Here is a 15,278-nt window from a genome sequence, read left to right as displayed (position 1 = left end):
GTAATCGCCATCCAATTCTTAGTCATGAATCTGGAGAAGCGACTTCGGAGTCTCTTTTTCGTTTTTTTCACCCTTTTTCGATTTAACACATTGCGCTTTATAAATTGAGTTGTTCAGCAAGCCCTAATTACTCACCCGGGTTAACAATTCATAAAGCAGCTGTTTTAATAAACAACTGATATTTCGGTGAAATCTAGGGGAGTTTTAAAGTGAATAATGGGTCTGATATTCAAAACAGTTTAGCTGAATTAAAGCGTTTCCTAGGGATTGATGTGCTAGAACAGAAAAATTTCGGGGATCGATTATTTTCTTCAAGCCTCAGCAATTTTGAAACATCTGTTAGTTCTTCAGTTGATATCTGTGATATGACATTCTTCATAGCAGATTCACTGACACCCGTAGAAACTCCATTTCTATTCATTAGTTCCTGAATAACTGAAAGAGCTGATGGATGGGACTACATCGCTCGTCCTGTATAAGGATTCTTACGGTACCCAATAACCTACTAATCCAGACTCGTTCCCCCGCAGTACCTTGTACATGTTCGACTTCACCTCTTTTTCTGACAAAGCGTAGTTCCATACTCGCACTTCACCGATTTTTCCGCCCATTCTGTACAGTTCGGTTCCTCCCGTCCCTGAGATATATGCCTTTTCTGTCGCTGTCACCGAACGAGTTGTTATTCCCATTTTCGGCTCCAAGTTCTGTTTTTCTCCGTCAATATATAGTTCATTTTGCACTGCATTAGGTACCCCATTATAGAATACCGTTACTACATGCACCCATCGATTCGCTAGGTTAGTTGATGATATACCCAGTATGTTGCTCTCACCCGTATTAAATCCAAAATAACCGTTTGCAAACCATAAGGTATAGTAGTTCTCCCAAGACACTGGCATTACCGAATTGGTTCCGTCCCAGTACATCCAGAACTCTACTGTATTCTTCGCACCTTCTTCTGTATTGACTGTGAGGTTGTTTACAGTTATTTGCTCGCTTCCATTAAAGCTTACAGATTTACTCGGGGCAGGCGCATCACTTAGTCTCCAATAACTTGCGAGTCCAGTCTCATTCCCCTGCAGTACCCTGTACATGTTCGACTTTACTTCTGTTTCCGTCAAAGCATAGTTCCATATTCTCACTTCACCGATTCTTCCACCCATTCTGTACAGTTCGGTTCCTCCGGTCCCTGAAATATATGCCTTTTTTGTCGCTGCCACCGCACGAGTTGTAGTTCCCATTTTCGGCTCCAAGAGCTGTTTTTCTCCGTCAATATACAGTTCATTTTGCCCTGCATTAGGTACTCCATTATAGAATACTGCTGCTACATGCAACCAGCGATTCGCTAAATTATCGGAGGAAATCCCTAGAATGTTGCTTTCACCCGTATTAAATCCAAAATAGCCGTTTGCAAACCATAAAGTATAGTAGTTCTCCCAAGACATGGGCATTACCGAATTGGTTCCGTCCCAATACATCCAGAACTCTACTGTATTTTTTGCACCTTCTTCTGTATTAATGAACAACATATCAAGGGTTACATAGTTGTCATGATTAAATTCTTTAGACAAAAATTTGAATAATAGGTTCCCATTTCTGTCATACTTATAACTTTCTCCCGGACCACTGTATAACAATCTATTGTTACTATCATAGTAATAGTTTGATGAAGAAGAAAAAGATGTTTTCGTAAAAAAAGCTTGCAATGTAATAATTATGGCTAAAAGTAGTAAATATCTTACTCTTTTATGGATCAACTTTTGTGATCGCATAAAATACCTCCTGTTAATCTCAACATTTGATTTAAATCTTTACTTATTTGCGTTCCCACTATTTTGGTTACACTTCACTTATGACTGCTTCGGATAGACCAATCGAGCACAAACTACTACAAAGCTAAAGAACAGGAGAAGGAAGATGACGTGGTTAAAGCTTTTGTGGATATTTCCGACAATTCCCGTCAGCGATTTGACTTATGTAAAAGCCCAGATCAAAGTCCAGAACCGGAGGCACTCCAATCGCGTGCTGGTGGATTTGTTTATCGAAAGATCATCGACCATAGTGTGAGTCCCCATATTTACCTATGTTAGTATCGCTATGCAGACCTCAAAAAAGTTGGTGATTTATTATTGACAATTCAGACTGCACTAATCTGTATAATGAACATCCAGAGAATCAACATAGAACATTCCACTTCCCACGCCGTCCTTCGATCTAAGCAAAACATACACCTGGATAAATTTTGTACCGGCAGGTATCGTCGCCTCGTTTGTTAGCTTGATGAAATTCCCATTCGTGGGAGCTTCTATTTCAGATATGGCCGCGCCTAAGTATTGTTCAGGACCGCCCATGAAATCTATATAGAGTTGAACTTTGGAATCGTTCAAGCTGCTCACATTAAATTGACCACTAATCTTCAAGGATTTCCCTGCCATAACTTGAACTCTCTGCTTTAATCCAATATAGTCGTGACTGGCGATGTTACTCCCAGAAACACGATACGCCTTACCACCCGAAAAGACTGGGGATTGAACAACTGAGAAAGATGCATGTGCTCCGTTAGCAGCTCTGCTCTTCCAGCTTCCTTCTGCATTTCTCGTTTCCTTAAATCCATACTCAAATCCACCATCGGATAACAGATTTGGTGCTTCCTCATTCATCACCAACGAATCTGCATAAAAACTTCCTTCACCCATTGAATCTAGAGACCTTACAAGGAGATAGACTAGCGCATATTTGGCTCCTGCTGGAACGGCGCCGCTGTTTGAAACAGTTATATATTCGTTATTCGTCGTCTCCAAAATTTCGCTCACTTTAGAGCCCAAATAGTGGCCGGGTGCTGACAAGAAATCTACGTGCAACTGAACTTTGGCATGATATAAACGCTCTACATGAAATCGACCAGTCACTGTAAACGAGCGTCCTGGAGATACTTGGATTTGTTGCATAACTCCTGCGTAATAGCCTGGGGGAATATTGGAAGCGGTTATATGTTGAGATTTACGTCCTGAAGACGCGTGCCCCTGGACCACCTGCATATTTTCGGTAACTCCACTAAAAGTAGCCTTTTCCCAGCTGGCACCTACGATATCCTCTGTTTCATATTGTTCAAAATCCCCATTTGATAACATATTAGATGGCCCATAAAACATGTTTAGTGAATCCGCATAAAATATCCCCGAACCATTGCCATCAGTTGCACGTAAAATCACATACACATGAGCCATAACAGCATTTGCTGGAACAGTTCCTGAATTGGACACCGTCATATACGCCCCGTTTGTAATTTCTTGGACATCAGATATCCAGGCTCCTACGTATTGTTCAGGCCCAGATAAAAAATCTACATAAAGCTGTGCCTTGGCATGATTCAGACTTTGCACATTGAATCTACCATTTACGGTGAATTGTCTTCCAGCTATAGCAGGAAACTCTTGCTTAATACCCGTATAGTCCCCAGCAGGAACTCCGGAAGCTGATATTTTAAGCGAATGCTTTCCTGAAGAAATCGGATTTTGAACCAGACTAATATCCACTTGTTCTCCCACTACACGCTTGATCCAATGGTCCGGGGAATCATCTGAACGTTTATGCTCAAAATCTGCATTGATTAGTAAATTACCTTGATCCGAGTATATTTTCTCCAACGTATTTCCATTGTTATCATAACTGTAAATAAGTTCATCACCCGCAGGGGATCGTTCAGAAATAAGTTGGCCCTTAGAATTGTATTCGTAATACATTGCCCCAGCTAAATTACAAGGTAAAAAAGATAGTACCACACAAAAAATGATTAATAGTCGTCTCATCTTGTGAATTTTTAAGCTCTCCTCTCATAGGTCACTAGATTGCTAAGAACACTTGTCAGCTGCTGGCCATCTACATCATCGGCTTCATGCATGCGATTCACTTCAAGATCAAGTACATAGGCCAAATATGTAGCCTTGAAGAATACATCCATTTTGCTTTATGATGTCTTTGCAAACTCCGGTTTCCTCTCCCCAGACTTAAAAGCAATCTATTCTAGACAGAAAGTAGAGGTATGGAGCGCTAACGCGCCCCTGCCTTGGTCTGATAATTCTTCTTTTCTGTGTAAGTAGTACGTATCACACAAAACATACAAAAAATACAATTACCTTTACAGTAGAATTAAGACATAGAAGTAAAATTATGTTATTTTTAACCATTCTAAAGAGATTTTAAGGAAAATAGTCTTAGCCACCTAAACATAGTAAATAATAGAAACAGACGGGATTAACTAAGGATTGATTGTGTTTGTACTTAATCAACGGCTCGGCGATCGATAACCCCTACGACTTTCTTTGGCTATTTTTGCTTGAGCGATATCGCGGCAGAAAGAAACTACAACGCGAAGGTTAATCACGTCGTAGTTTCCTGGATTAGTTCAGCTGATATAAAAAAACCACAATACAAGTCGCATTGTGGCATTAATTTACTTATTTTAAATTTATACCTCTTTACAACATTCATAATCATCTTTCTTGACTTCCTTCTTAAGCTGTGAGAACGCTGTCGGCTTATTGTCGAACTTGATTTCACCTATCACTTTATCCCAACAGTCGATAATACACTGGGTAGCCCTCTCCAATGGTCAAGAAGGGCACTAAGCAATGTGCCTACTATAGAATTACAATTTTAATGAATCCTTCAATTCCCTATACTCATCTGTCGTTAAATCATTTACGGTCACATGAGTGATAAAATTCTCATAATCAAAACCAATATTTATTCTTCCAAATCTGACTAAGGTTTTGCATTTATCTACTTTACCAATGATAGTTGTTATTGCATCTTTGCCCAAACAAACTTGAAAATCGTTGATGTAATCATATATACCTTTCTCAGGAATGATACTTAAATCAAAAACAGGAGTACCTTCCACTGATTTATTATTTTTAATGATTACGTCACTTAATAATGCATTCTTAACAGCCGTTAATGTGAGATTCCTAAGCATCCCAGTTCTTGAGCCTATTCCAATCTCAACCAACGACCTTTCAATATCTCCTGTTCTCCAATACACAGTTCTTTCGCTTGCTAATGAATTCTGATTATTGCCTATTTGGACACTAAAAGGAATATAGTAATCAAACTCAATTTGGCACTCATTAATTTCTTCTAGCCTGCATAATTTCAGTAAATTCATATTTTCCTCCAATCCCAATGTATTATTGAGGATTATATCTAGCATGTTTCACTACAACATTCATTCCGGTCTCTCGTGGGGCTGAAAGCATAAATTCCCAGTCACCGCCACGAATCATTTTATCCAATACTACCCCGTTATTTTTAATTGCTTGATTAAACTCACTTTGGAATTCTGTCAACATCCCTTGACTACTTACTGATGAGGTCATTGTACCAATATTTTTTCCTTCGCTTGTTAAATATTCGTTCATATGTTTTGTACCATTCGGATTAACCCAAAAATCCTGGTCACCGACTTTAATATTAAAAGATTTCGGAAGCGATGTCCCTTCATATGCAGGTTGAGTAGCTTTAATACTATCCCACACAGTTCCAGTTTTACCCGTCCCCTCTATTACTTCATCAGCTTTGGTAAACCATCCCTTGACTTTATTTGCTGCCGAGCTCGCTGCCGCTTTCACAGATGCCACAATGTTCTTCCCATTCTTTGCTGCATTAGCTAGTGTAGTCTTTGCCCCTGCCGCTACCCCCGATCCACCATAATTAAGTACATCGGCAACAAATTGATTGTTTTCAGGACTCATGTACTCAACAATTGCTTCACAGACAGAATTTTCAGCTCCAAAGTCACAAACCTGATTTCCACTCGGATCAGTATACCTCAACGGATTATTATGCACATACGTATAAAGATTCAACGTCAGCGGATTTTTAATATCCCCTTCATACGTATCCTCATTAATAAACCTATGCATACTTGGATCGTACCAACGCGCACGCAGATACTGGAGCTCGGACTTGGAGTCCCATAATTCCCCACTGTAACGAAATGGATTTGGCACACTCTCCTTCACGATCAAGGGATTGCCCCATATATCGTAAGAGTACTCATTCAATTGGGTTTGCCCGGTGCTGTCTCGTAGTTCCGTTACATCCCCATGCCCGTTATGAAGATAATAAGATAACGCTTGGCCATCGTCCATAGCCACTAGACCTAAACCACGGATGTACCTTGCTTTCCATTCTGCTTGGCCTTGAATAAGGCTCCCCTCAGCAATTACCTGACCCCCGTTGTAATAATATCTGGATGCTTCTCCTTGACTTGTTCGTTCCCATAACAAGCCATCACCGTTATAACGGTATGTTGTTGTTTGGCCATTCCTCGTAACACTCGTTAATCGATCCCGCTTATCATAAGTGTATGCCACATCCGGCAATAACAAGCCTCCGCTTTCTTTACTTCTCGAAGTAGAGATACGATTCAGCTCATCATACGTAAACGTTGATTGTTCCCCATTCGTTGAGATCGAAGTCTGGTTACCATCAGCATCATAACTGTATGCATAATTGCTCAGTGCTTGACCTCCAGGCTTCTTCTGGACCAGGGTGCTTAGATGAAGTCCATCGTATGTAAAATCTGAGACCACTCCGTTAGCTTGAGCAATTTGCTTGAGCTTGTTATTTTTCCAATACGAATATTGAACGTAAGGGAGTCCGTTACTTGTAGGTGCCACAGACTGCAAGCGATCGCGTGAGTCATACTTAAAATAGACGTTAATATCGAACGGATCCTTGTAGTCAATAAGTTTTCCTGTGGCATCGTAATTATATTGGATGGTTTTCCCGTCCGGATACGTAATTTTAGCTAGATGGCCCGTAAGTCGGTCGTACGTGTATGAGGTTGGACCTGTGGCATCGTTCATCGCCAGACGTCTACCGCTTTTGTCGTACTGATACGAGATAGTTTCACCTGCTATCGGCTGGCCGCTCGGATCTAGCACTTCTTGCCTCTCAAGCCAATTTCGATCGTTAAAGGTTTGTCGGAACGTATCTCCTTTGCGATTGGTGTAGCTGGTTCGATTCCCATTACCATCATACCCATATGTTTCCCTTTGATCTCCGGGAGTAACTAACAATATCGGACGGCCTAGCTCGTCCATTTTTTTTATACGTTCTTTTCCATCCGCGTAAATGATTTTCATTTGCTGAAAGAGATCTGAAGAAGGGTTGTAGTCGTAACGGGTCGTTTCCTGCTTTGCGTTAGTAACGCTCTTCAATCTATTCAATAAATCATAGGTATATATGGTTTTGTAACCTCGTGCATCCGTAGCTTCCAGCACTCGCCCCTCGTAGTCGTAAAGCAAGCTGGACAATGTACGGGTCTGAACGGAAGGCTGACCATTCACGACGACCGTTTTTGTTTCTTTGGTTTCAATGGGTCTGCCCAGTTTGTCAGAGGTAACCGTAATTTTATAACCTTCTTGATCGGTAGATGTCTTCGACAGTAGGAGATCATTGTATTCAACCATACTGTAAGAAAGATCTGGATATGTGGTTTTGTACAGACGATTCCATGAATCATACTCGTACGTTGTCGGATTTCCCTTAGCATCTTCGGAACGGGATAACCGACCGTAATCATCATACTGGTATTTATTCGTGATCAGCCTTTCATTGATCCCCGTAAATTCTTTTAAGCCAGCAGGATTCCATTTCGAATAGGTTTGCCCCCCTGTTTCATCTATGATAAGCAGGGAGTTGTCGGTATCGTTATATTGAATGATGATCGCACTACCATCCGGCTGGTTTGCTTGAAGCAACCGCCCTAATCGATCATACTGGTAAGTAGTAACCTTTTGCCGACTGTCCTTGCGCTTTGTTATGTTGCCAGTATTGGCATCATACTCGTATTCCTGAATGACTTGCGATACAGATCCATTGACTGCTGTCACTTGGGTTGTGGTTTTCGTTGGAAATTTGTTTCGGTACGTACCCGAATATTCGATATCTGTTATGGTGCTCTTAGCATTTCCTTGCTTGGTTTGAATTCGTGTTGGATTGCCATATGCGTCAATAAGTTCATATCGCTTCTCAAGTAAAAGCGCCCCAGCATCGCTGCCGTCAAACACTTGTTCAACCTCAATCTTATTTTGTGCGTTACGCGTGAACAAGGTATAGCGTGTTTGCGTAGCGGAGACAGGTTGTGTAATGCTTCTAAGCAGGTGTGTATGAGGGTCATACCCATACTCGGTTTTGACATTCATCGGGTCTATAGACCACTCAATATTACCGTAAGCATCATAATGTCTTGAACTCGTATATACGCGATTCTGACCTTGTGACGAATACGTCATCTTCTCCTGGGTTGGTTTAGTCAGCCTTCTTGCCCTTTCATAGGTGTAATCGGTTGAAATGGTTTGCTGAACACCGTTCCAAGTTGACGTTTGCGTCATGTTATTAGTAAAGAATACGGTTGGAACATCTCCGCTGCCGCTAATGACTCTCTCGCTATTGAACTGTGTTTGTAACAGCCCGTTGTTTACTTTAACCGAAAAAGAACTATTGTTGTCACAACTCTCGGCATCTCCCACATAAGAATAAGTATGTTCTTGGATTCTTTTAATTGCGCCATTAGTTGCTTGCATTGAGATATATTTTTCTTTTAGCCGGTATTCTTCTTGTTGATGACCAGGCCTACATCTTCTTAAAGGGGCGTCTTCATATACGTAATCACTTCTAGCTCCAGTGGGATGAGTAACTCCGATGAGCAAGCCGAAAGGGCTGTAGCTATCACTAGTGTAGTAATTATAGCGGTTCGCCGGTCCGATTTTGTAGTCATACGTCGTTGTCCTTCCTTCGGCATCAATGACTTTGCCTAGGAAACGGACCCCATCTTTCCTTGTTGATACATATCTTACCTGTTGGTCACCTTTGGTGAGCAACAGGCCCAGTGCATCAGTGTGAATTGTAATAGATTCCCCAGTATCACTTGTAATCATGGAGGGAAGAGCTCCATGCGACTCATATCCTCGATCATTATAGTCGAAGCTGATTGTGTTATTATACATATCTGTTATTTTTTTTAATCTCTTTATCCCCATATTACCGGGCTCAAAGTAATATTTCGTACCTTCAAGCGTCTGTACAATAAACCCATTATTTTCCTTCGTGATAACCAAGTCACCGTTAGGATAACCCTTTAAGTAATAGCCTCTACTTGTACTTTCAATTTCATAAGCACCTGAGCCAAGTTCACCTTTTAAATATAAGTAGTAATGCTCATAATTCTCTATAATATAAGGGATTTCCCAGTTCCAGCCTACCCCAATCGACTTCAATCCATTAGATCCTGAATCAATTGCAGACTTATTACTTCCGTAGGTCCGGGTTAATGGGAAAGAAAGCCCGTTTCTGCTTGAAATCACCATGTCGGTAGCTTCCAAGGAGAGCTCACCAGATACGCTGGAGACCGACTCGTATTTGGAGCTTATCAAATAAGGGGCCTCTTCCGGCTTGGTATGAACCTCTTGAACGATATTCAGAGGAGCCGCCAATAAGTTAGACTGCTGCATCAATGGGGCGTATACCTCACCTATGACAGTGCTCTCAACTTCTTGAGATCGATTAACAAATTGTGGGCTAAGTTGGTTAAGACTCTCTATCAGGTCGGCGCCCGTCTCCTTTTTTCTCTTGAACGCTTCTTTCGCTTCTTCCAAAGAGTAGCCCTCGTGAAGAATCGTCTGAAGATCTTCTTCGGAAACATCAAGTGCTTGCTTCCATGTATCGATCTTATCTTCTTGTAGAGCCTCCCTTGCAGGAGATATAGTTGCTGTCGCACGCACGATCTCTTCCCACGGCAACACAGGTTGTACCAGTAAACAAATCAATGTCAGAATAACGATTCGATAAATGTTCTTCACAATACGTTCCTCCCGTTAGGATTCAATTATGGGATCGAAATTTTGCTCTCGATATTGCCTCTGACATCGTATTGATACTGTGTTCCTATCGGATGAAAAGATGGTTGGATCGGCTCTGGAACACCCGCTGGCAAAACCACCGTTCGCTGTGAAGGGAGCGACCATTCTTGTCCATCAAATGTAACGACTTTAAATGTCCAAGTTCCTCCAGGCAGCGCGGTAATTTGATGTTCTTTCGAAATCGATTTTATGATTCCCGACTGGTAACCTACTGTCTTCCAATTGTCCTTGGATCCCCAAATCTGGAATGCTACCTGTGACTGATGATTAGCATCATTGTAGCTCCAGGTTAGTTTCGGTGCGTTCACCGGCAAAGATTGTCCCTCCGTATAGGAAGTGACGCTGGTCACGGGAAGCTGATTGACCGAAAATGTATGCAAACCGGAGTATGGCGAGATTTCTCCTTGACTGTCCTTGGTCCGAACCTTCCACATATAAGCTTGTCCTCGTTGAAGATAACCAGTTGGCACCGTATAGGAGGTGTTTCTGGATAATTGCCAACCGGAACTATGAATAACGGTACCAGTGGTTGTATGTACAGTCACTTCAAAAGCAGTTTGTCCGTCGCCTGCATCGGGATCTTGAAAAGACCATCTCAATGTCGGGGTTGTCGAAGATGCCGTTGTAAATCCTGTACGAGCAGCTGTAAGATTTATGGGCACGGACGGCAGATGGGAGACGTTGATAATACCCCGATAGATAGTGCTATCTGCTCCTCCTTTTCCATCTGAAACCTGTACTTGTAAATTCCTGTAGATCCCCGCTGGAATGTTATCTGCTTCCGTATTCCATGTTAAAAACCATGTGGGGCTTGTGTTCGTGCTAGTAACGGTAACTGATTTCGTTATGCCATGTAGGGTTGCGGTTACTGTAACCGGATCGTTATCGGAGTCGTGGACAGTTCCGCTCAGCGTGATTGAATTACTCGTACTTCCTTTAATGACAACCTGATTTCCTTGAACGATGCTAATCCTAGGAAGTTGATTTAAAATGGCTGCATAATAAGCCTTACCTACCCCCATGTCACTTAACGATATGGCTTTAATTTCACTCGTTAAGGGTGGAAATAAGTGAGTTACATCTTTAATAGTAGAACCATGTTTCATTTTTACTGTATTATCATGATACAAGACATAATACTCGGTACGAGTTGGCCAAAAGTCATCGTCAATAGCAATTGATTTTGCATTAATAAGGCTTGGAAATTTATCCGTGACATCCGTTACAGTAGTTCCATTTTTCTTTAACACCCTATTGTCGTTATACAATACGTAATAAGATGAATAACCATCTACAGCTATCGACTTGGAATTCTCCAATTTCGGAAATTTTGTACTAACTTCCGAGAAACCAGGATCGGTTTGATCCCTTCTGGATACATATACAACCGTGTTATTTTCGTAGAGGACATAATAATAATGAAAATATGGTGGCGAGGTAAATTGATGATAATCAGCAGCAATTGACTTTGCGTGAGTTAAGTCAGGAAACAGATGGGATACATTCTCAATAAGCGTGCTATTCGTGCTCACCTTTCTCCATACCACGGGCGCCATTGGTGCTGTTAAGGCTTGAAGACTACCTCGTGCCAAACCATAGACTTGCTCTGTAACCGAGCCGTATACGTCATTCTGTACTGTTTCATTCGTCGGCAAGGTCTTGTTGATACTTTCACCATCAACCATGGCCAAGCCGGAGCGAAGTTCAGCAGCAGAAGCCAGGACCTTTGATGAATAAGTCTGAAGCGCATTTACATATAAAGGCTTTGCGGCCGTTGCCTGTGCGAAAGTAGCTAGCTGACTGAGTAGCAAGCAGATTAATAAAGTGAATCGCCATACTTTTAATTTCCATACTTTTAACATGGCCCATCTCCTCGACTGGATTGGTAGTGATACTTTTTCTCACCTGTTTTTTCAACTCTAACCAGTTACTCAATTTGCAACTGTTTTCACAATCGCTTCCGACTTCTCTTCGAAATTCGTATGCTAAAGGCGTAACAATTACAGTGGATGTTGCTTCATTAATTTTTCGTAATCTTTGAATCCAGCTCACTGCATCATCTCCAGTTCCCCGATACTCGTCCACCAATGCCCGTTATTATCGATAATGTTCAGACGATATTTGCTGAAAATGCCCGGACTTTGTACCGTAAACGTTCTCGGCTCGCTAACCTGCCAGTTGCTTACATCCGTCTCCGTAGACAGAACGCGCCAGTTAGTGCCATTGAACCCTTCGAGAGTCCAGCTTCTGGGAGCAGAGGCTAACGTAGACGAGTCATATCTAGGCGTTATCTTGTAGGAGCGTACCAGCTTGGGCAGAGGGAATTGATAGGACAACCAGCCTTGTATGGAGCCGTTAGTAATCCAACTTTGCTCGGAATCGAAATGATCGAATGCTTTATAGGCGGCATAGCTCGGACCAAATTCGCTGCTCGCGCTCGCTGTACCATAAACGCTTTCGTTGCTGTTCATCGCAGGAATAATGTTATGCTCGATCGTTCCGATCTCGTCACCTTCCGTCATTTCGACTTCACCTATGCTGGTATACCAATATCCGTTATTTTGCGTGATGTTAATCCTGTATTCCGAATAGCTGCCCGCGGTCTGGACATTAAATGTTTTGAAGTCCCTGAGCTTCCAGTCCGTCACATTCGTTTCGGCAGATAGTACGTTCCAGCGAGTGCCGTCAAACCCTTCGAAGGTCCAAGACTTAGGGGAGGCACTGATGGCGGTGATCTCGTTCCGAGGCAGTATTTTGTAGGAAATAACCTGCTTGGGCGATGGAAATTTAAAAGCGATCCATCCTTCTACGACACCATTGGTTACCCAGGACTGTTCCAGATCCAAGTGATCAAACGCTTTATAGGGTGCGTAGTTGTCGCCAAAATAACTGCTAGCACTAGCCATTCCGTCGGGCGAGATGTTGTCCGACATAACCGGAATAATATTCTGATCGCCCCACATGTTATAAATTTTATTAGCAGTGCTTTTCATTTCGTTGCCATTGGTATCATAGGTATAGGATAGCCGGTATTTCTGATCATCCTGAAAGAAGGTCTGCCATTGCAGTCTGTTGGAATGATCATATTTATAGTGCGTGCGATCAAGCAGGTAATCGAAATAAACCGGAGCGCTGACCTCTCCACCCTTCACAGCTGCAGCCCTGACGCGAGTGTCCTTTGTTATCGGGATAGGCGTCCCGTCATACAGCTGGCCCCAGGTCAGGGATGGTTCTCTGCCATCTATCGTATAAATGATGGAATCCGCCTGTTCGGAGCTGAGACTGACTTGTGCCGCTTCTTTTTGCAAGCCGGGTGGCAAGCTGGATTTGATGATAGTGGGTTGCTTCCAGCCACGCTGCTTTACCTGAGGATAGGCCCATAAGTAAACTTCCGCAAAGTTCATACTGATGCCGTCACTAATGGCTTGATCGATATTTTTCCAGATGGAGTCATTATTAGTGGAGTCCGCTCCTGCAAGGTAATGAATACTGCCCGGAGGGTAATTTAATCTACGCTGAGCAACGGTCAAGGCTTGCCGATGCTTCTCCATGTTATTGGCAATAATATAGTCATAGTCCTCGATCATAAAAAAATCTAGATTGGGATATTTCCATTGTTCGATAGGTAAATTCACAATACCCATCATCGGTGGGGCTAACTCTGGATCCACTACAGTGGGTATAAATAATAGAACGGTAAACTGACCTGTAGGATAGGCTCCCTTCAACGTGTCCCGCAGCATAAGTGAGAAATTCCCATTCTGCGCACTTAACCAATTCAACATCGATTCATGACCCGACTTGGAATCATAGACCGAATGGAACTCGTGCATAGGATGGCCGAATTGCTGCTCGTACATGTTCCTGGTGGCCTGGTCGTAGAAGGTCGGCGGACTCCCCGGCAGACTGTCCATATACCACCACCACGGCTCTCCGAGTTGTATGATTGGTACTTGTTGATGCTTTTCATGAATTTCCGCCAAGCCCAGTACATATTTTTGATAAAAGGCCTTTACTTCGGCATTCGCAAAACTCAATAGCTTCGGTGTTGGCGACCAGAGTGTCTCTGCGGCCATGCCATCCCAAGTCCTCTGCCACCAGGACGCGGGAGCGTCTACACTCTCCATAGATATAGAAGCAACCACCTGGGTATTACGCTCAGCCAATAACTTTACATAGCTGCCATACCAGCTTGCAAAAGCTTGGTTGAACGGATGTTCCTGAATGAGCTCCATACCATCCTGCCCGTTGTAGCGCTTATCATAGTAATGGGACGCCCCCACATAAAAATCTACAATTCCTCCGAAGCCCAGTCTGCTATAGTCACTGACAATGCGCTCGGGGGTTAAATTATACGAGTCATCGTAACCATCGCTGATCCTGACCTTACCTACCGGAGCAACAGGTTTCTCGTTTATTAAGAAAGTATTACCAGATACATGCCAATTTTCAAATCTCACCTTAAACGGCTTGGACTCTGTGAAATAAATGGTCTCTTCCTCGTCATAATCGTACTCTTGCGGAACAAAAGCCCACTCCAGCCGTTTAATCTGATTAACAGGAACTTTGACCCATTCGGGATTAGGCGTCCAGACAGTTCCCTCGCCATCAAGCTCCTCCTGTATGAACGGCTCCCACCCTGCATATAAGTTGTTAAAATCTATTTTTATTTGCCCCCTGCTGCCAGTGGCAGTGCCGGCAGCTCGGCCAACGGGAAAGGCATAGTCTACTTCAAGCTCCTCGCTCATAGCCTGCTCCCAAATCTCCTGTGGACGGTTTACCACATAGTTCCATAAGCGAACATAGTAGGCTCGGTCTTCAGTTGTGACGACTGTGAGCGTGGGCGCGGGAGTTTGGTCCATAGACACGGCATCCCCACTAATCTCGTACTCATATTCCAGTACGATATTCGTATAATCCGGATCTGTTGGGTATTTGAGCTCCGGATGACTATGAACATCTTCCGCCTCCCAATACATAACGTCAAAATCCTTGCTCGTCCGAAAATGACCGATAGTTTCAAAATTATGCTCATCTTCCGTGACGGTCGCGGCCATCATATCAAAATTAAAGTTGTTTATCAGATATTTAGGCTTTAGCTTGTATGCTTGTTCTTCAGCTGAAGCGGAGGAGTGATCATTGCTAAAGGACATGGCTAGAATGACTGTTACGACCACAGCAATCCATTGTCGATAAGCCCTCATCGTTTGTCACCGCCTGTATACTTCATGTTGATTTCCTGAATACTTTCTTCCGTCCTACTATTCTTGGCCTGCGATGGTGTGGAGTGAAAACCTTTGTTAAATGTATACAACGGCTTCCTGTCTTCCGTTTCCGCATAGGTCATGT

6 protein-coding genes are annotated in these 15,278 nt (G+C 42.8%); all 6 read right to left on the bottom strand.

From position 1 onward, the window contains the following. Positions 1–485: 485 nt before the first annotated feature. Positions 486–1,772, bottom strand: coding sequence for a LamG domain-containing protein (locus GSF01_RS26750; RefSeq protein WP_159888325.1), 1,287 nt, complete (start codon positions 1,770–1,772; stop codon positions 486–488). Between the two features lie 375 nt (positions 1,773–2,147). After that, positions 2,148–3,809 carry an RHS repeat domain-containing protein gene (locus GSF01_RS26745; RefSeq protein ID WP_159888324.1) on the bottom strand — a complete coding sequence of 554 codons (1,662 nt, stop codon included), beginning with the start codon at positions 3,807–3,809 and terminating at the stop codon, positions 2,148–2,150. Between the two features lie 839 nt (positions 3,810–4,648). Further along, positions 4,649–5,167: a hypothetical protein gene (locus tag GSF01_RS26740; RefSeq protein ID WP_159888323.1), complete on the bottom strand. Its 519-nt coding sequence runs from the start codon at positions 5,165–5,167 to the stop codon at positions 4,649–4,651. Positions 5,168–5,189: 22 nt separating this feature from the next. Then, a complete protein-coding gene (locus GSF01_RS26735; protein WP_159888322.1) occupies positions 5,190–9,869 on the bottom strand; it encodes an RHS repeat domain-containing protein in 4,680 nt (1,559 codons plus the stop codon). A 26-nt stretch (positions 9,870–9,895) separates the two neighbouring features. Continuing rightward, positions 9,896–11,791, bottom strand: coding sequence for a glycoside hydrolase family 78 protein (locus GSF01_RS26730; protein ID WP_159888321.1), 1,896 nt, complete (start codon positions 11,789–11,791; stop codon positions 9,896–9,898). Between the two features lie 186 nt (positions 11,792–11,977). After that, positions 11,978–15,133 (bottom strand): non-contractile tail sheath protein, encoded by a 3,156-nt coding sequence (locus GSF01_RS26725; RefSeq protein ID WP_159888320.1) that lies wholly within the window; start codon positions 15,131–15,133, stop codon positions 11,978–11,980. Between the last annotated feature and the right edge of the window lie 145 nt (positions 15,134–15,278).

The organism is Paenibacillus puerhi, assembly GCF_009846885.1.
GTDB classification, from domain to species: domain Bacteria; phylum Bacillota; class Bacilli; order Paenibacillales; family NBRC-103111; genus Paenibacillus_G; species Paenibacillus_G puerhi.
This window is presented reverse-complemented; position numbering and strand designations above follow the sequence as displayed.